This is a genomic window from Aeromonas caviae, assembly GCF_000819785.1.
GTDB classification, from domain to species: domain Bacteria; phylum Pseudomonadota; class Gammaproteobacteria; order Enterobacterales; family Aeromonadaceae; genus Aeromonas; species Aeromonas caviae.
The window spans coordinates 23,748-41,017 of record NZ_CDBK01000085.1 but is presented as its reverse complement, the minus strand read 5'-3'; the positions used below and the strand labels follow the sequence as shown (position 1 = coordinate 41,017).

The window sequence follows — 17,270 nt, the reverse complement described above, 5'->3', positions numbered from 1 at the left end:
CCCCAGGGATCCGCCCCCCTGCCCGCTCGGGGCGGCCTCCGTCGCCCTGACCCCTTTGGGCCAGCTCAACACCAGCCCCCCGATGGCGCAGGCCGCCATCCCCAGGATCAGCAAAAACGGCAGCGTGGTCGGGTAGAAATCCTGCTGCAGCGCCAGCCCGCTGAACACGGGGCCAAGGGCCAGCCCGGCGGTGAAAGACAATGTGGCGCTCAGCGCCGCCCGCTTGCCCCCATCCCTGGGGCCAAAACGCAGCAGCGCCACATTGGCGGCGCCGGTCAGGCTGCCCGTGCCAATCCCGGCCAGCAGCCGCGCCATCAAAAGGGTCCAGAAGCTGTCGGCCAGGGAGAAGAGCAGGGCCCCGCCCCCGACCGCCACCAGGGCAGGCAGGATCAGGGTGCGCAGATCCGCCACGCGTCCTGCCAGATTGCCCACCCCGAACAAGGCGATGAGCACGCCCCCCGCATAGCCGCCATAGATGAGGCTGAGGCCGAGATCGCTCAGAGCCAGCGCCGCCTGGTAATGGGGATAGAGCGGGGTAGGCACGCTGCTGTTGAGCAGGGCCGACATCATGGCGAGGGAGAGAAACCAGCGCAGACGAGGATGGACAACCTGACCTGGCTCGCAAGCCGGGACGCTTGAGACAGACATGGACACTCCAGTGGCAGACGAATGAAACCGCAATCGGGAGCGACATCATAGCGATCCCGCCCACCCCGGACTGCGGCAGTTCTGCATCACGCCGACTCAATCCTGCATCACGTCGGGGTGGCGCGCGCCCTTGGCCGGGGAGCCGCAGGCACGCACCGGACCCGGTCTATCCCCTTGTGCTGCCATCCCCGCTGGCATCTAATATTGCGGCGCCAATCGGGCGTTCTGCTTGAGTGAGGAGCAAGCATGATCAACTGGGACGATGCCCGCTTCTTCCTGGCCCTGGCACGGCGGGGCAGCCTGCGGCAGGCCGGACTCGAGCTCGGGGTGGATCAGGCCACCGTCGGGCGGCGGATCACCCTGCTCGAGCAGCAACTGGGGGCCAAGCTGTTTATCCGCACCCCCAGACACTATCGGCCCAGCCCCCTGGGGGAAGCGCTGCTGCCCCAGGCCGAGGCCATGGCGCAGGCGGCCCTGGCCATGATGCGCACCGCGAGCCTGGGGGAGCTGGAAGGGGAGCTTTGCATCGCGACCACGGACACCCTGGCACAGGGCTTCGTGCTGCCGGCCTTCACCCTGCTGCGCCAGCGCCACCCCGGCATCCGCCTCAAGTTGCTGACCGCCGTCAGCGTGAGCGACATCCCCAATCAGGAGGCGGATCTCGCCATTCGCAGCGTGCGCCCCGAGCAGGGAGATCTCGTGGTCAAACGGCTCGCCACCATCAAGATGGGACTCTACGCCTCTCCCGACTACCTGGCCAAGCGGGGCACGCCCCGCTCGGGTCAGGCACTGCAAGAGCACGACCTGCTGCTCTTTCCCAAAGAGCTGGTGGCCCGTCACTGGCTGAGTCTGTGCGGCGAACCGCTCCACGAGCCCAACGTGGTCCTGCAGAGCAATGCCCAGCTGGTGCTGATGGCGGCCGCCCGGCAGGGGCTCGGCATCGCCCTGCTCTCCACCTTCCTCGCCGAAGAAGACCCCGCCCTGGTGCGCCTGCTGCCTGACCAGCACGATCCCATCGATATCTGGATGGTGCTGCACCCGGATGTGCAGAAGACGGGCCGAATGCGCGCCCTGGTGACAGCCCTGGAGGAGGTATTCCAGCCCCTGCAACAGACCCGGTCACCCGCCCCCCCCTGTCAAACGCACAGGGATTGAGCGGGTATGCCCCCCATACGGGGCACTTTCTTCGCAACGAACCATGTTAGAGTCCGCCGCTGTTTTTTCCTTTGATAACGGGGCCTTACATGAAGAAGTTTGTTGTTTCATCCAGTGTCATCCTGATGGCGGGCTTGCTGACAGCCTGTGCGAGCGAGTCGTCGCGCACCCTGGAGGTACCCAAGGTTGCCTCCTATCAGAGCCACTATCAGGGCGCACGCAGCCCCATCGCCGTCGGCAAGTTCGACAACCGTTCCAGCTACATGCGTGGCATCTTCTCCGACGGCGTGGACCGGCTGGGCAACCAGGCGAAAACCGTGCTGATCACCCACCTGCAGCAGACCGGCCGCTTCAGCGTGCTGGATCGCGACAACATGGCGGAGATCCAGGCCGAAGCCGGGATCAAGCAACAGGCCCAGCAACTCAAGGGCGCCGACTACGTGGTCACCGGCGACGTCACCGAGTTTGGTCGCAAGGAAGTCGGCGATCATCAGCTGTTTGGCATCCTGGGTCGCGGCAAGTCACAGATCGCCTATGCCAAGGTCAACCTGAACATCGTCAACGCCACCACCTCGGAAGTGGTCTTCTCTTCCCAGGGTGCCGGGGAGTACGAACTCTCCAACCGCGAGATCGTCGGCTTCGGCGGCACCGCCAGCTACGACTCCACCCTGAACGGCAAGGTGCTGGATCTCGCCATCCGCGAGGCCGTCAACAATCTGGTGAACGGCATCGAGACCGGTGCCTGGCGCCCGGCCCAATGAGGAGAGACGAGATGACGCTGTTCCGTCCTTCCCTGCTGCTGGTCAGCGGCCTGCTGCTGAGCGCCTGCGCCCAGGGGCCGCAGACGCTCTACAACTGGGAGCAATATCAGGGAGTGGTTTACCAGCACATGCAGGGTGACGACACCGGGGTCGAAGCGCAGATCGATGCGCTGGAGAAAAACCAGCAAGAAGCGAGCGCCAAGGGGCAGGCTGTGCCACCGGGCTTTCACGCTCACCTCGGCATGCTGTACGCCCAGCTCGGCAAGGATGCCCAGACTCGCGAGCAGTTCGAAACCGAGAAGCGCCTCTTCCCCGAATCGGCCCCCTTCATGAACTTCCTGATGTCCAACAAGAAGGGAGAGACCCAATGACCCTGCGCACCCTCCTTGCCCTCACGCTGGGCGCCCTCCTCCTGGGCGGCTGTGCACAGGGCCCCGGCTACGACTACAGCAACTTCAAGGAGAGCAGACCAACCTCCATTCTGGTGCTGCCGCCGGTGAATCACTCGCCTGACATCAAAGCGGGCCCCAGCCTGCAATCCCAGATCACCTATCCGCTCGCCGAGTCCGGCTATTACGTACTGCCGGTGGCGGTCACCAACGAGACGTTCCGGCAGAACGGCATGACCGAGCCCGCCGACATCCAGGCGCTGCCCATCAAGAAGCTCCACGAGATCTACGGTGCCGATACCGCCCTCTACCTCGACATCAAGGAGTACGGCACCAGCTATCTGGTCATCTCCAGCGAGACAGTGGTCACCGCCAGTGCCCGCCTGGTGGATCTGCGCACCGGCAAGCTGCTGTGGGAAGGCAGTGCCAGCGCCAGCAGTGCCGAGCAGCAGGGCAATTCGGGGGGCGGCCTCATCGGCATGCTGGTGGTGGCGGTGGTCAATCAGATTGCCAACACCCTGACCGACAAGGGCCATGAAATCGCCGGCATCACCAGCGTCAGGCTGCTCAGTGCCGACACGCCCAACGGCATCCTCCCTGGCCCCCGCTCGCCGAAATACCAGGCTCGCTAAGGCGCGTCGTCTCACTCCACACAAGAGGGCGACATGCCCTCTCGTTTCAGTCGCCACCCCTTTCCCCTGCCTGACATCGCATGACGCCTCATCGTCTATCTTTTTGATATTGTTGGCTCATTCTTGCGCATGCCGGGTGACGACCCACCAACTTCATCTGGTGATGCCCGGCAAAATCAGTTACAAAAAAGGCCTCTGTCACCACGGAAGCGTTCACGCCATGGCCGCCTCACTGCTGCGTTTCCTCCCCCGTCGATGGCTCACCCGGCTTGGCTGGCTCTGCCTGGCCCTGATGGGGCTCGGATTGGTGTGCAACTACACCTACTTCGTCATCAGGCACGACATGGCGCTCATCACCGCCAAGCAGCCCAACCTGTTCGAGGTGTTCTATCAGCGGGCTCGCATCCTGGCGCCAGAGAAACTGGCCGCCTTCATCGACAACAGCAGCATCAAGATGCCCATCTTCAGCGAGAACGGGGATGCGACGGCCTATGCCTATGGCTATGATCTCCCCACCCTGAAGCGCCTGGCGGTCATTCCCGTGTTGCCCCCGGCCAACCAGATGCTCCTCGCCTACCAGTACGTCATCTCCAACCCCGAGGTCCTCAACCTCTACGCCTTCTATGATGATCGCCGCATGCTTGGCATGGTCGCCAGCAAGGGGATGCTGCCGAGCCAGTTGTTGCCCATCAACACCGACCTCAATGACATCGAGCCCTGGACCCACTATTTCGGCTGCGCCTTTTTCGCGGCCACCCATGTCCCCTGCAGCACGGATGAAACCTGGGTATCCGAGATCTACACCGACACCTTCACCGGACTGAATACCATCACCCTCTACTTCCCCTTCGTCTATTACGAGCCCGCCATCAAGGACTACCGCTATGGACTCAAGGGCATCGACATCGCCGTCGACCGGGCGTTCAAGGAGGTGCTACACCCCTTCGAGAGCCTCAATCCGACCCGGACCGTCCTCTCCTTCGAAGAGGTCGAGCCCTGCCGTCCGTTCCACCTCTGCCTGAGTACGCCGCTGATGCGCACCAAGGCGGGTAGCGACCTCTACCTCAAGTGGTCATACAGTTACGGCGATTTCATCCGGTCCGTGCTCTACGGGGCGGCCTTCAAGCTCTATCTCATCATCCTGCTGCTGATCATGCTGACGGGGCGCAGCCTGGTTACCCGCCTGCGCACCCTGGCCCAGACCGACCACCTGACCCGACTGCCGCGCCGTGACATCCTGAACGAGGCGCTGCTGCAGGAGCACGACTACCTGATGATCCTCGACATCGACAACTTCAAGTCCGTCAACGACACCCATGGTCACGGGGTGGGTGACCTGGCGCTCGTCGCCTTCGCCGCTCACCTCAAGGCCAATATCCGCAAGAGCGATGTCGCCATTCGCTGGGGCGGGGAAGAGTTCATCGTGCTGTTCAAGGGGATGAACGATGACAACATGGTGCATCACTCCGCCGCCCGCCTGCTGGAGCGGCCATTGCGCATCCCCGAGCTGCCCGCCCCCATCACCTTCTCCGCCGGAGTGACCCGCATTCGCGATTACCTGACGGTGGCCGAGGCGGTGCAACTGGCCGACGACCTGCTCTATCACGTCAAGCAGCACGGCAAGCGCAATATCGCCTATTACCAGGGGCAGACCATCCGCCTTGTCCGCGATCCGGGCGCCGATTCATCCCCCTGAGCGCCCCGGCTTCTGCCGCTCCCCTGCTATCTGTTACCATCCCGCCACGCTGATTGTTTCCGTCCCGGCCACGGGGCGGGATAACCCCATACTGGTGCCCTATGTCCATTGCCTCTTTCGCCGAACTGGCCCTCTCCCCCCGCTTGCAGCAAACCCTGACCGAGCTCGGCTACGCCGCCCCCACCCCGGTGCAGGCCAGCGCCATCCCCCTGATCCTCGCGGGGCGGGATCTGATGGCGGGCGCCCAGACCGGCACCGGCAAGACCGCCGCCTTCGTGCTGCCACTGCTGGAGCAGTTGCTGCAACACCCGACGAGCGATGGCCCTCGCCCCATTCGCGCCCTGGTGCTGGTGCCGACCCGCGAGCTGGCGGTGCAGGTTGCCGAGAGCGTCACACGCTACGCCAGAGGCACCGACCTCACCAGCACGCTGGTCTACGGCGGGGTGAGCATCGCCGCACAGGTGGAGGCGCTGAACGCCGGGGTGGATATCCTCATCGCCACCCCGGGCCGCCTGCTCGATCACCTGCGCCAGGGGGCGCTCACGCTGGCCGAACTGCGTCATCTGGTGTTTGACGAGGCGGACCGGATGCTCGACATGGGCTTTATGGACGAGATAAAGGCGCTGCTGAAGCAAATCCCGGCGGATCGCCAGACCCTGCTGTTTTCGGCCACCTGCGACGACAACCTCTTTGCCCTCTGCAAGGTGCTGCTGCGCGACCCGGCGCTGGTGGAAGTGGCACCGCGCAACACCACGGCGGCCGAGGTGGAGCAGCGGGTCTATGCGGTGGACAGCGATCGCAAGGTGGCACTGGTCGAGCACATGCTGACCGTGAAGGGCTGGGCGCCGGCGCTGATCTTCAGCCGCACTCGCCAGGGGGCCGACAAGCTGGCCCAGCAGCTTGGCAAGGGGGGCATCAATGCGCTCGCCTTCCACGGGGATCTGTCACAGAGCGCGCGGGAAAACGTGCTGCTGGCGTTTCGCGCAGGCACCTTGCAGGCCCTGGTGGCCACCGACGTGGCGGCTCGCGGCCTCGATATCAGCGAGCTCAACCATGTGATCAATCTGGAGTTCCCCCATCAGCCCGAGGATTACGTCCACCGGATCGGGCGCACCGGCCGCGCCGGCAACAAGGGGCTCGCCATCACCCTGTTCAGCCCGGAAGACGCCCCCCTGCTGGAGAAAGTCGAAGCCGTGCTCGATACCCGGCTGCCCCAGCAGTGGTTCCCGGGCTTTGAGCCAGACCTCACTCGTTTCGACCCCGAGCCACGGCGCGCCAGCAAGGGCGCCCAGAAGCAGAAGGCCAGAAAGCAGGCCCTCGCGGGCAACAAGGGCGGCAAGGGACGAAAATCCTGACACGACTGTTTGCTGGGGCAGCCATGTGGCTGCCCCAGCATCACCCCTCTCCAGACCCAGGCCTGTGAGGTGACGCCAACCGCTTTCCTGCCCCCCTGTTCTGCTCCGCGCCCTCCTCCTCAGTCCGCTTGCCCTGACCCGGCGACCCTTTGCCACACTCTGCTACAAAAGAGGTAGTCAGGGGGCACACTTTCGCCACAAAGCAGGCGTGCAATGGAGGCATGGACAAGGAGGACATCATGAAACCCGCATCCCTCGGCTGGACCCTGCCCCTGACCCTCACCCTGCTCTGGCTCGCTGGCCTCACCCAGTGGCACGCCAGCGTCTGGCCCTGGCGCCACGAACTGCTGATCCTGACCGGTCTGATTGGCCTTGGCGCCATGACCCTCTCTTTGCTGCTCGCCCTGCGCCTGCCGAGGCTCGAAGCCTGGTGCGGCGGGCTGGATCGCATGTTGCACCTGCACCGCAGCAGCGCCCTCTGGGCCACCGGCACCCTGGTGGCCCACTGGCTGCTGGTGGAAGCCCCCAAGTGGGCTGTCGCCGCCGACTGGCTGACCCGGCCGGCGCGCCGCGGTGCTGGTGCTGGTGCTGGTGCTGGTGCTGGTGCTGGTGCTGGTGCTGGCAACGATGCCCTCTGGCACAGCCTCGGCAATACCCTGGGGGAATGGAGTTTCTATCTGCTGCTGGCGCTGGTGGTGGTAAGCCTGCTGGCGGTGGTGCGCTACGAGCGCTTCAAGGTGGTTCACCGGCTGACCCCGGTCATCTACCTGATGGGCTGGCTGCACGGGCTCTGCCTGCTGCCGCGCATCGGCGCCCTGACCCCGGTCGGCCTGACCCTGCTTATCGGCGGCGGGCTGGGTGCTCTGGGGGCGCTCTACTCCCTGTTTGGCCAGGTTGGGCGGGACGCACGCCGCCAGGGGACGGTCAACGCCCTCACCCCTCTGGACGAGCGCACCCTGGAGATCCGGGTTGGCCTCACCGCGCCCCTGCACGGCTATCGCCCCGGGCAGTTCGCCTTCTTCGACTTTGCCGGGCGCGGCGAGCCCCACCCCTACACCCTGGTCGATGTCTCGACGGATGGCTGTACCCTCACCCTGGCGGTACGCGCCCTCGGGGATCACACCCGCTGGCTGCACCGCCACCTCAAGGTGGGGAATGCGGTCACCGTGACCGGCCCCTATGGCGCCTTCGCCCTGCCGGATCCGGCCCCCGCGCTCTGGGTGGGCGCCGGTATCGGCATCACCCCCTTCGTCGCCTGGCTGGAGGCCCTGGTACGCCGTGGTGAACAACGCCCCGGCACCACCTTGCTGCAATGCGCCCCCACCGCCGAGGCCGCCCCCTATCACGGTCGGCTGGCTGATCTGTGCCGCCGGGTCGGGATCGACTACCGGCTACACCTGGAATCCGAGCGTGGCCGACTGGATCTCGCCGCCCTGGGCCAGCGCCAGCACACCCCGGTGTGGTTCTGCGGCCCCGAGCCCATGGCCCACACCCTGGATGCCCATCTGGCCACCCCGCTGCACCGGGAGCTGTTTCGCTTTCGCTGACGGGCCAGCCGGCGCAGTCAGCCATCGGCTGCGCCGTTTTTCTCGGTGCGAGGCGCACTCGGGCCGGCAAACAGCAAGATTGTCCAAGCGAGAGGCACACCCTTGGGGCTAGATTAGGGGGGCAGTCTGGTTCAGGAGGGAAAGATGGCGCAGGACAACCAGTTCATATTCGCACACAGTCAGCACCTGGCGAGCCTGACTGCGCTGCGGGTCAACATGACGGAATTTCGCTACGACCGTCACGCCCACGAGGAGTACTCCTTCGGGGTCACCCTGGCCGGGCGCCAGAACTTCTTCTGCCACGGCGGAGCCCACTCCAGCCCGGCAGGCAGCGTCATCCAGTTCAATCCCGGGGATGTTCACGACGGCCATGCCGGTGACAACGCCAGCCTCGACTACACCATGCTCTACATTCCGCCCCACGAACTCACCCCGCTGTTTGCCGATGCCGCGGGCGAGCAGGCAATGGGGACCTATCGGTTGTTGCAGCCCCTGGTGCGCGATGAGGCGCTGAGCGCCTGCATCCTCGAGCTGGCCCAGGCGGTGCGCGGCCAGGCCGACAGCATAGAGCAGGAGTTTGCCCTCTATCGCCTCGCCACCCGGGTGATGCAGCAGGCGGGACGTTTTGAGCCCAATGGCCGGGTGAGTCGCATCGATCGCCTCCTGTTGCAGGCCAGGGACTTTATCCACGCCCACTTTCAGCAGGATATCTCCCTGGCCGACATCAGCGCGGCGGCCAACATCTCCAAGTACCACTTCCTGCGGCTGTTTCGCCAGCAGCTTGGCATCACACCCCATCAATACGTGATCAACTGCCGCATCAATGCCGCCCGGCGCGCCTTGGCCGCCGGAGAGTCGGCGCAGGATCTGGTGTACCGCTTCGGTTTCACCGATCTCAGTCACCTCAACCGTCGCTTCAAGCGCATCTATGGCATGACCCCCACCCAATACAGCGCCAGCCTGATCCGCTGAGCCCAAGGAACACCCCATGATTGAGCTTCTCGCCTATGCCATCGGCATCATGTATACCCCAGGCCCCGTCAACCTCATCGGCCTCAATGCAGGTCTGGGTGGCCGCACCCGCGCCTCCCTTGGCTTCTTCCTCGGGGTCGGCTTGGCGATGTTCGTGCTCCTGCTGCTCTTTGGCTGGGCGGGCACCCGCCTGGTGCGGGAAGATACCCTGATCTATGTCAGCCTGGTGGGGTGCCTCTATATCGCCTATCTCGCCATCAAGATCGCCAGCGACAGCGGCGAGCTCGCTGCCAGCGAGGCGCCTGCCCGCCCTCTGGGGGTGCGCAGCGGCTTCGTCATCCAGTTGCTCAACCCCAAGGCCATGATCGCCACCCTGCCCATCACCAGCATCCAGTTCCCGGCGGCCCAGATCCACGGCTGGAGCCTGCTGCCCTGGTCCCTGCTGCTCGGCCTGCTGGCCGCCGGCGCCCCCGGCAGCTACTCGATGGCGGGCAGTCTCATCGGACGTCATCTTCAGCATCCTCGCTGGTTCAGGTACTTCAACCTGCTGATGGCCGCCCTGCTGCTCTACAGCGCTATCGCCCTGGCCTACCAGCATGTCTACCTGCCGCTGGCCGGCTGAACCGGCGAAGCGCTCCATCAAGAACCCAGGTGACACACCCACCTATGCCGGGGTGTCGCCTTCACCGAGCAGACACAGGCCGGGCACTGCTGCACCGGCCTTTTCGGGTCATTTTCTCCATGAGCCGGCTATTCTCACGGGGTCTTGTGCCCGACGTGACGCTACCCATGGTTCGCTTCGGTACCAGAGGCAGACCTCTTCCCTCATCGGCGTCAACGCAGCAATACGATTTCATGACCAAAACCCTCATTCGGGTATTGATGCATTCGGAATGAATAAGCATTATCTTGCCGCCCCTGGTCATGGATAAGAATGTTGTATGTCCTTTGATAAAAAGCACGGTGAGTTCATCTTCAATGTGCAGGAACACCTGGTCACCTGCGAGCTGATCGGCCCTTTCAATGAAGAGGGTATGCTGGCGTGGATTGCACAGATAAAGTCCGTGGTGAACAGCCTGGACGGTAAGCGTTTCTGCGCTCTGGTGGACCATCGCCAGCATCAGGGGGTGGTGCTCTCCGCCCTGCCCCATCTGCAAGAGACCTATCAGTGGCTGACCCAGAAGAATCTGGTGGCCATCGCCTCCCTCTATTCGGCCAAGGTGCTCCATCACATCGCCCTCTCCTGCCTCTCTCTCACCCACCCTGACCATATCCGGGCATTCAACGACCCCCAAGAGGCCATCGCCTGGCTGGATGCCCAATACCAGACGCGGTAGGCCACCCGCCCTGTATTAATACGCCATATGCCGCGCCCTCACCGCCCAAGTCCGGATAAACAGGCCCCAATCCCTGCCCTGAGGTGCTGAGCCCGGCAGCAACCGATGGCTATTCCCCGAGCGACAGGAAAGAGGCCACCGCCAGAACCGCCGCATCTTGCCCGGTTATCTGTACCGGCAGGGCAGCATCCCAGCCAAGGGGCATCTGCGCCGCCCGCACGCTGCCGCCCCAGAAGCTCGCCACCAGTATCAAGGCTCCGGCCAACCCGTATTTGATCCAGGATTTCATCGTCTTGCTCCCCTCTCGTTGGCCCTCGCCACCCCTGTGACAAGCGGACCCATTTATCAGTGGGCAGAAAATACGGGGGATTTGTGAGGAAAAAATGAGGTTGTGTGAAGCCAGGGTGAAGTCGAGGGGAAGTCAGAAGATATCAGCAGCGAGTGGCGACAAATATGACGGTTGGCCGTGCGGGTAATGGAGAGAGGCAAAGACTCACCTCATGTAACCACCGCCTTGATGTAGGGACGATTAGCGCAGCGTAATCGTCCGAATACGCTTCACGTCATCGACTATTAGTAGCCAATAGTCGTGACTTTCGAGTATCCATCACAAAATGGAAATCAAACAATGCGACAAAAACGTCAGAAAACCTCATTTTCATTGTTTTTCTTCATTTTTGTGAGTAACCTAACAACGGAAACCTCAAAAGGGAGGGATAAAAATGATTCTTAGATTTGGATTTAAAAACTTCAGTAGCTTTAAAGATGGTGCTGAAATTAGTTTTCTATTTGATGGAAATACTCCTGAAGATATATCAAATGGCCAAAGAGTTGGGACAATCCTTGGTATTAAAGGTGCCAATGGCTCTGGAAAAACTAACATATTAAAAGCTCTATCATTCATATCAACACTATGCTCTGTTGGTTATCCAGACGATAAAAACAAAGAGTCTTTAAAAAAAAGAAAAAAAACACTTCCTATTGACACATTTTTTGGAAGTTCAGAACCCACCGAGTTTTATATCGAGTTCATTGAAAATGAAACAGAATATTATTACGAGCTTGACATAAAAGACAATGAAATATCCAGAGAGGCTCTTTGGAAAAAGAACAAAGCAAGAAGAAAAGTTTTTGAAAGACAAAACAATGATATAACGTATTGTGTTAGTCAGTTGGATGAAATTCGCAATATAGAGTTGAAATCCTCTGTATCAATAATATCGCTGCCTGATTTATATAAATTTAAAAAAAGTATGAAAGAGCTAAGAGAGGTCCATTGGTTCTTTTTCAGAATGATAATTAATGTCGCCCACAATGGGTACTGTGACTTGAAAATGGATCTGTCAGACAGCAGCAAATCATATAAATCAAAACCATTACTACACGCATTTATGAAAGAGCTGGTGAGATTTTCTGACTCGTCGATCATTGATGTTGAAATAATGTCATCTGTTGATGATGAGGGCGATGAAATATATTTCCCATTATTTATCCACAAGCATGGTTCAACGAGTCACAAAGTAAATTACTCTAGAGAGTCCAGTGGTACAAGGAAAATATATGACATTATTGGTGCATACTATCTTGTTCTGAAAGATGGCGGTATTTTGGCTTTAGATGAATTTGACATTCATTTACATGCCGCAGTACTACCAAAAATTTTAGAGCTTTTTACAAACCTTAAAATAAACCGTAATGGTGCTCAATTTATTTTCACATCTCACAATACAGAGATAATAGACAACTTAGGAAAGTATAGAACTATTTTAGTTAACAAAGAAGAGTCTGAGAGTTATTGTTATCGATTAGATGAAATTCCAGGCACGATGATTAGAAATGACAGACCTATAACTCCACTCTATATGGAGAATAAAATAGGTGGAATGCCAGTTTTTGTGAACTCTCGTTTAGAAGATATTATGGCAGGATTGGAAAATGGCGAAACGATTCAATCAAAATGATAGAAAGTCGACATTTCTTCAATCTGTCTCACAGAGCGATATAGAAACGTCTGGGATAGCAAATAAATGTAGCTTTAACTTTCATTATTTCTCTCCATCTCATGGAGGACAAACCCTAGATGAATGGAACGAAAATCAAGGAGCTTGTTCATTAGACTCTTTGATTAAAAAACTTGTTAACTTCTGTGCATCACCATTAAGTTATTGGGAGCATGAACGAGCTGGGGCTGGTAGTCTAAAGGTACTATCTTACTACCCATCATTCCCAGAAAAATCATCTTTTCAGCGTCCTAACTGTGTTCCCCATGATGCAAGGTGGGGGCGTTTCCGCCTAGGAAATAAACTACGTCTTGCCGGATTTTCAATCCCATCTCAGCATAATGGTCAACAGGACAAAGCAGGGAATATTTTAAGTTCAAATATATTTTATGTTGTTTACCTAGATATGAATCACGAATTTTATCCTGTTGAAGATGCTTGAACTAAAGGATATGAAATAAAAAACCACCCGCATAACGGGTGGTTTATTTATTCTCTCAGAATGAACCAGAGAGAATTAACTCACAACACCAATCACCCCAGCGGTGGCGTGCGTGGCGGCACCATCCGCTTGCTGCCGGTGGACTCGAAGGCCGAGGCGAAGCGCAGCAGGTTGTTATCGTCATAGGCGCGACCGGCGAAGGTCAGCCCCACCGGCATACCGATATCGGCCATGACGCCCATGGGGACGGTGACGGTCGGCACACCGAGATGGCGAATGGCGAGGTTGCCGTTGGCAACCCAGATGCCGTTGCTCCAGGCGATGTCGGCGGAGGCCGGGTTCACATCCGCATCAGCCGGGGCGACGTCGGCGACGGTGGGGAACAGCACGGCATCGAGCTTGAGCCCGTCCATCCAGTCTTCCAGGTCCAGCTTGCGGGTCTGCTCCAGCCCACGCAGGCCGTCCGGCACAGAGGCAATCTCGTCGAAACGCTTGATGCCGCGCTTGGCCATCTTGACGTACTCGTCCATGCCCGCCGCCAGATCCCCCTCGCGGTTCGGCAGGGTGCCCGGATCGTGGGGGAAGATCTTCGGCCCATCGACATCAGCCAGCTTGTTCAACTTGGGATCGCCGTTGGCACGCAGGAAGTCGTCGAACGCCCAGCCGGATAGCTCCCACAGCTCGTCGTTGAGAAACTCCGGGCTCACGATGCCGCGATTGAACACGGTCGGCGCGCCGGGTCGGTCCCCTTCGCAGTTGGAGACCAGCGGGAAGTCCACTTCGATGACCTCGGCGCCCGCGGCTTCCAGCGCCTTGCGCGCCTCTTCCCACAGGGCAATCACGGCCTCGCGGGTATGGATACGCTGACCGGTCGGGCCGCCGATGCCGGGGTTGTCGCTGGTGCCCGCCAGGTCATCCTTGTTGATAAACATGCGCGGCACGCCGAGGCGCTTGCCCTTGAGGGCATCGGCCTTGGCAGCCAGCTCCAGATAGGAAGCCGGACGCACTTCGGAGGCCTTGGGGATCTTGACCCAGGGTTGCATACGCCAGAGATCCCCACGAGTCTCGCTATCGTCGGCGACCACCACATCCAGCACTTCCAAGAGATCGGCCATGGTGCGGGCATAGGGCACCACCACATCCATGGTCGGGGTCAGCGGCCAGTTGCCGCGCACCGAGATGACGCCCCGGGACGGGGTATAGGCACACAGGCCGTTGTTGGAGGCCGGGCCACGGCCGCTCGACCAGGTCTCTTCGGCGAGACCGAAGGCGGCGAAGCTCGCGGCGGTGGCAGTACCGGCCCCGTTGGAGGAGCCGGAGGCAAAGGGCGCGGTCAGGTAGTCGGCGTTGTAGGGGCTCTCGGCACGGCCATAGACGCCGCGCTGCATGCCGCCATTGGCCATGGGGGGCATATTGGTCTTGCCAAGGCAGATGGCACCGGCGGCGCGCAGGCGCTCAACGGTAAAGGCATCGCGCTGGGCCACCAGATCCTTGAAGGCCGGGCTGCCGGAGGCGGCGGTCAGCCCCTTGACCAGATAGCTGTCCTTGGCGGTGTAGGGGATGCCGTCGAGCGGCCCCAGGGTTTCCCCACGGGCGCGGCGGGCATCGGAATCTTGCGCCTCTTTCAGGGCATCGGGGTTGGGCACCACGACGGCATTGAGGCGGGTTGCTGTCTCGGGGCCGTCATAGGCGGCGATCCGGGCCTGATAGGCCTCGACCAGTTCGACCGCGGTGGTGCGGCCTGATTCGAGCGCATCGCGCAGCTCGGCAATGGAAACCTCGGTCACTTCGATCATGGGGATCTCCTGTAAAAGGGTGACTGTTTGTCATGATGATCGCCGCATCGGCGCCTGCGACCATCACATTATCAAGAGATAAAACCCCACGGCGTGGGGTTTTGAATACTAACTAGAACCGGTTTACGACCCGTCGCGAGAGGCCGTCAGCAAGGTGAAGAGCAGCGCAGGAACCGGAGCGTATAAACATACGTGAGGCTTCCGAGCAGCACATGAGCCTTGATCACGGCCTCGCAGCAGGATCGTCATCCGGTTCTTATTTGCCGGAGGGGATCTGCTGAGTAATGCAGTGGATATTGCCACCCCCCAGCAGGATCTCCCGGGCCGGCACGCCGACCACGGTGTGCTCCGGGAAGATCTCTTCCAGAATGCGCTGGGCTTCGCCGTCGGTGGCGGCATCCAGCAGCGGGTAGACGATGCGATCGTTGGTGATAAGGAAGTTCACGTAGGAACCGGCCAGACGGCCTTCTGCCTCGCGCGGCACACCGCTGCCGCTCTCGACGCCGGCGGACTCTTCCTGAGTGCAGTAGAGCGGGCCCGGCTGGGGCAGCTTCCACACTTTCAGCTTGCGACCTTTGGCATCGACCGCCGCTTCCAGCACCTTGAGGGCAGCCAGGGAGCGGGCGTACTGGGGATCGTTCTGGTCGTCAGTCCAGTGCAGGGCCACTTCACCCGGACGCACGAAGCAGCACATGTTGTCGATGTGGCCGTCGGTTTCATCCATGTAGACGCCTTCGTCCAGCCAGATAAAGCTGGTGACGCCCAGATAGTCGCGCAGGTGCGCTTCGATCTGCTCTTTGGTCAGGTGCGGGTTGCGGTTTTCGTTGAGCAGGCACTCGGCGGTGGTCAGGCAGGTGCCTTCGCCATCGACGTGGATGGAGCCTCCTTCCAGAATCAGCGGCGCGTCGTAACGATCCATGTCGTGCTGCTCCAGCATCCGGGCAGCGACCTCTTCATCCTGGTTCCACGGGTAGTAGAGACCGCCCTTGTGGCCGCCCCAGGCGTTGAAGCCCCAGTCCACCCCACGGCACTCGCCTGCGGCGTTGGTGACGATGGTAGGACCTGTGTCGCGGGCCCAGCAGTCATCGCTGGCCATCTCAACCAGGGTAACGTGGGCAGGCATGATGCCACGGGCCTGCTCCATAAACTGGGCCGGCACCCCCATAAAGACCGGCGTCGCGCCACCGATGGCATCCGCCACCTTGGCGAAGGTGGCTTGGGCGAAGCGACCGGCTTCCCGCCAGTTGTCCGGGCGGAACGGCCAGATCATCCAGACGGCCTGCTGGTGAGCCCACTCGGCGGGCATGGTGAAGCCGTCGGCGGCCGGCGTGGTGTTCATGGTCTTGATGCTCATCGCAAGGCTCCTTGCATGGATTGAGGCCCCCGATTTGCCTGGGAACCCTGAAAAAATAAGAGTGGGTCGCAGTGTAAGAAGTTGCGCGCCCATCCATCAAATGAATAGGATTAATTGTCCCATAAACACGGCGAATAATCCCCCCATGAAACTGCACCAGCTCGACCTCAATCTGCTGCTCGCCTTTGACGCCCTGATGACGCAAGGGAGCGTGACCCGCGCCGCCGAATCGCTCTTTATCAGCCAGCCCGCCATGAGCCACTCCCTCGGCCGGTTGCGGGCCTTTCTCGGTGACCCGCTGCTGGTGCGCACGCCCCAGGGGATGTTGCCGACTCCCAGGGCCCAGCGCCTGCATCTGGGGGTGCAGCAGGCGCTGCGGCTGCTGGAGCAGCAACTCTGGGAGGAGGACGAGTTCGCGCCGCGCCAGTCGAAGCGCCGCTTCGTGCTCTGCACCACGGATTACGTGGAGTGCGTGCTGATCCCGCCCCTTATCCAGCGCCTCAGGAAGCTGGCGCCGGGGGTCACCATCGAAATCCGCATCCTGCGCGATACACTGCCGGAAGCCGAGCTGGCGAGCGGCGAAATCGACCTGGTGCTGGGGTTTGACGAGTACATGCAGGTGCCGGGGTATCTGGGCAAGGAGACCTGGCTCACCGAACCCCTGGCCGGGCTGGTGCGCGCCACCCTGGAGCTGGAGGAGGAGCGCATCACCCTCGAGCAGCTAATCGAGATGCCCCATGTGTTCCACTCGCCGCTCGGCACCTCGGAGGCGAGCCTCGACCGCTATTTGCAGAGCCTGGGCCATAGCCGCACCATCTCGGTCAACAGCCAGAGCTATATGTCCGCCGCCGCCATCGTGAGCCAGAGCGATCACCTGCTGGTGCTGCCCAGCATGGTGGCCGAGCTGCTCGCCAGCCACTGGCCGCTGAAAAGCCTGCCCCTGCCCGACGACGTGCCGGACTATCACCTCAACTGCGTCTGGCACCCGGTCCACGCCCAGCAACCGGCGTTGATCTGGTTGAAGGCGTTGATGAAGGATCTGGTGAATCCGGGCTAAGCGGCAGCGGCTGGCAGTTCCGCCCCCTCATCCCCAACCCTTCTCCCATTCTTTTGTAAATGAGCGGGAGAAAGGGGGCAAAACCCCTGCTGCGAGGGGCATTCCCAGCAACAACAAAGGCTCCCGCGG

At 60.9% G+C, this 17,270-nt stretch carries 16 protein-coding genes and 1 pseudogene; 13 read left to right on the top strand and 4 right to left on the bottom strand.

All coding sequences use genetic code 11. From position 1 onward, the window contains the following. A partial coding sequence (locus tag BN1120_RS13865) for an MFS transporter (protein ID WP_042016540.1) occupies positions 1-648 on the bottom strand: 648 nt, incomplete at its 3' end. A gap of 246 nt (positions 649-894) precedes the next feature. On the opposite strand from BN1120_RS13865, the gene BN1120_RS13860 reads away from it, so the two are divergent. The 10 genes from BN1120_RS13860 to BN1120_RS13815 all read left to right on the top strand — a co-directional run bounded on the left by BN1120_RS13860 (position 895) and on the right by BN1120_RS13815 (position 10,492). After that, positions 895-1,803, top strand: a complete 909-nt coding sequence (locus tag BN1120_RS13860; RefSeq protein ID WP_042016538.1) for a LysR family transcriptional regulator — start codon at positions 895-897, stop codon at positions 1,801-1,803. Positions 1,804-1,892: 89 nt separating this feature from the next. Next, positions 1,893-2,564, top strand: a complete 672-nt coding sequence (locus BN1120_RS13855; protein ID WP_042016537.1) for a CsgG/HfaB family protein — start codon at positions 1,893-1,895, stop codon at positions 2,562-2,564. An 11-nt stretch (positions 2,565-2,575) separates the two neighbouring features. Continuing rightward, positions 2,576-2,935 (top strand): DUF4810 domain-containing protein, encoded by a 360-nt coding sequence (locus tag BN1120_RS13850; RefSeq protein ID WP_042016536.1) that lies wholly within the window; start codon positions 2,576-2,578, stop codon positions 2,933-2,935. Further along, positions 2,932-3,585 (top strand): DUF799 domain-containing protein, encoded by a 654-nt coding sequence (locus tag BN1120_RS13845; RefSeq protein ID WP_042016535.1) that lies wholly within the window; start codon positions 2,932-2,934, stop codon positions 3,583-3,585. Before BN1120_RS13850 ends, BN1120_RS13845 begins: the two co-directional genes overlap by 4 nt. Positions 3,586-3,805: 220 nt before the next feature. Then, positions 3,806-5,281 carry a GGDEF domain-containing protein gene (locus tag BN1120_RS13840; protein ID WP_042016534.1) on the top strand — a complete coding sequence of 492 codons (1,476 nt, stop codon included), beginning with the start codon at positions 3,806-3,808 and terminating at the stop codon, positions 5,279-5,281. A gap of 101 nt (positions 5,282-5,382) precedes the next feature. Beyond that, on the top strand, positions 5,383-6,636 hold the full coding sequence (locus BN1120_RS13835; RefSeq protein ID WP_042016533.1) for a DEAD/DEAH box helicase: 1,254 nt from the start codon (positions 5,383-5,385) through the stop codon (positions 6,634-6,636). A gap of 221 nt (positions 6,637-6,857) precedes the next feature. After that, positions 6,858-8,183 (top strand): ferric reductase-like transmembrane domain-containing protein, encoded by a 1,326-nt coding sequence (locus BN1120_RS13830; protein WP_052455414.1) that lies wholly within the window; start codon positions 6,858-6,860, stop codon positions 8,181-8,183. Between the two features lie 144 nt (positions 8,184-8,327). After that, entirely contained in the window at positions 8,328-9,155 is an 828-nt protein-coding gene (locus tag BN1120_RS13825; protein ID WP_042016532.1) for an AraC family transcriptional regulator, read from the top strand. Positions 9,156-9,171: 16 nt separating this feature from the next. Then, positions 9,172-9,777: a LysE family translocator gene (locus tag BN1120_RS13820; RefSeq protein WP_042016531.1), complete on the top strand. Its 606-nt coding sequence runs from the start codon at positions 9,172-9,174 to the stop codon at positions 9,775-9,777. A gap of 319 nt (positions 9,778-10,096) precedes the next feature. Further along, positions 10,097-10,492: a hypothetical protein gene (locus tag BN1120_RS13815; protein WP_042016530.1), complete on the top strand. Its 396-nt coding sequence runs from the start codon at positions 10,097-10,099 to the stop codon at positions 10,490-10,492. A 196-nt stretch (positions 10,493-10,688) separates the two neighbouring features. Here the strand turns inward: BN1120_RS13815 and BN1120_RS22020 are convergent. After that, positions 10,689-10,781, bottom strand: a pseudogene (locus BN1120_RS22020) (subclass B2 metallo-beta-lactamase); the annotation flags it as partial. Positions 10,782-11,214: 433 nt separating this feature from the next. On the opposite strand from BN1120_RS22020, the gene BN1120_RS20890 reads away from it, so the two are divergent. Then, complete coding sequence (locus BN1120_RS20890; RefSeq protein ID WP_080768034.1) at positions 11,215-12,453, top strand: AAA family ATPase; 1,239 nt, start codon at positions 11,215-11,217, stop codon at positions 12,451-12,453. Beyond that, positions 12,428-12,934, top strand: a complete 507-nt coding sequence (locus BN1120_RS21360) for a hypothetical protein (protein ID WP_145983764.1) — start codon at positions 12,428-12,430, stop codon at positions 12,932-12,934. The genes BN1120_RS20890 and BN1120_RS21360 overlap by 26 nt, the downstream gene beginning before the upstream one ends. A gap of 92 nt (positions 12,935-13,026) precedes the next feature. Here the strand turns inward: BN1120_RS21360 and BN1120_RS13805 are convergent, their stop codons facing one another. Both BN1120_RS13805 and aguA read right to left on the bottom strand, forming a co-directional pair. Then, positions 13,027-14,730 (bottom strand): amidase, encoded by a 1,704-nt coding sequence (locus BN1120_RS13805; RefSeq protein ID WP_042016528.1) that lies wholly within the window; start codon positions 14,728-14,730, stop codon positions 13,027-13,029. A 256-nt stretch (positions 14,731-14,986) separates the two neighbouring features. Further along, positions 14,987-16,084: an agmatine deiminase gene (gene aguA, locus BN1120_RS13800; protein ID WP_042016527.1), complete on the bottom strand. Its 1,098-nt coding sequence runs from the start codon at positions 16,082-16,084 to the stop codon at positions 14,987-14,989. Positions 16,085-16,229: 145 nt separating this feature from the next. Here aguA and BN1120_RS13795 point away from each other — a divergent pair, with 145 nt between their 5' ends. Then, on the top strand, positions 16,230-17,141 hold the full coding sequence (locus BN1120_RS13795; RefSeq protein WP_039041291.1) for a LysR family transcriptional regulator: 912 nt from the start codon (positions 16,230-16,232) through the stop codon (positions 17,139-17,141). Positions 17,142-17,270: the final 129 nt, after the last annotated feature.

Excerpts from the sequence above, each read along its gene's own strand:
- BN1120_RS13860 (WP_042016538.1), top strand. The coding sequence starts at position 895 with ATGATCAACTGGGACGATGCCCGCTTCTTCCTGGCCCTGGCACGGCGG.
- BN1120_RS13855 (WP_042016537.1), top strand. The coding sequence starts at position 1,893 with ATGAAGAAGTTTGTTGTTTCATCCAGTGTCATCCTGATGGCGGGCTTG.
- BN1120_RS13850 (WP_042016536.1), top strand. The coding sequence starts at position 2,576 with ATGACGCTGTTCCGTCCTTCCCTGCTGCTGGTCAGCGGCCTGCTGCTG.
- BN1120_RS13845 (WP_042016535.1), top strand. The coding sequence starts at position 2,932 with ATGACCCTGCGCACCCTCCTTGCCCTCACGCTGGGCGCCCTCCTCCTG.
- BN1120_RS13840 (WP_042016534.1), top strand. The coding sequence starts at position 3,806 with ATGGCCGCCTCACTGCTGCGTTTCCTCCCCCGTCGATGGCTCACCCGG.
- BN1120_RS13835 (WP_042016533.1), top strand. The coding sequence starts at position 5,383 with ATGTCCATTGCCTCTTTCGCCGAACTGGCCCTCTCCCCCCGCTTGCAG.
- BN1120_RS13830 (WP_052455414.1), top strand. The coding sequence starts at position 6,858 with ATGGACAAGGAGGACATCATGAAACCCGCATCCCTCGGCTGGACCCTG.
- BN1120_RS13825 (WP_042016532.1), top strand. The coding sequence starts at position 8,328 with ATGGCGCAGGACAACCAGTTCATATTCGCACACAGTCAGCACCTGGCG.
- BN1120_RS13820 (WP_042016531.1), top strand. The coding sequence starts at position 9,172 with ATGATTGAGCTTCTCGCCTATGCCATCGGCATCATGTATACCCCAGGC.
- BN1120_RS13815 (WP_042016530.1), top strand. The coding sequence starts at position 10,097 with ATGTCCTTTGATAAAAAGCACGGTGAGTTCATCTTCAATGTGCAGGAA.
- BN1120_RS20890 (WP_080768034.1), top strand. The coding sequence starts at position 11,215 with ATGATTCTTAGATTTGGATTTAAAAACTTCAGTAGCTTTAAAGATGGT.
- BN1120_RS21360 (WP_145983764.1), top strand. The coding sequence starts at position 12,428 with ATGGCGAAACGATTCAATCAAAATGATAGAAAGTCGACATTTCTTCAA.
- BN1120_RS13805 (WP_042016528.1), bottom strand. The coding sequence starts at position 14,730 with ATGATCGAAGTGACCGAGGTTTCCATTGCCGAGCTGCGCGATGCGCTC.
- aguA (WP_042016527.1), bottom strand. The coding sequence starts at position 16,084 with ATGAGCATCAAGACCATGAACACCACGCCGGCCGCCGACGGCTTCACC.
- BN1120_RS13795 (WP_039041291.1), top strand. The coding sequence starts at position 16,230 with ATGAAACTGCACCAGCTCGACCTCAATCTGCTGCTCGCCTTTGACGCC.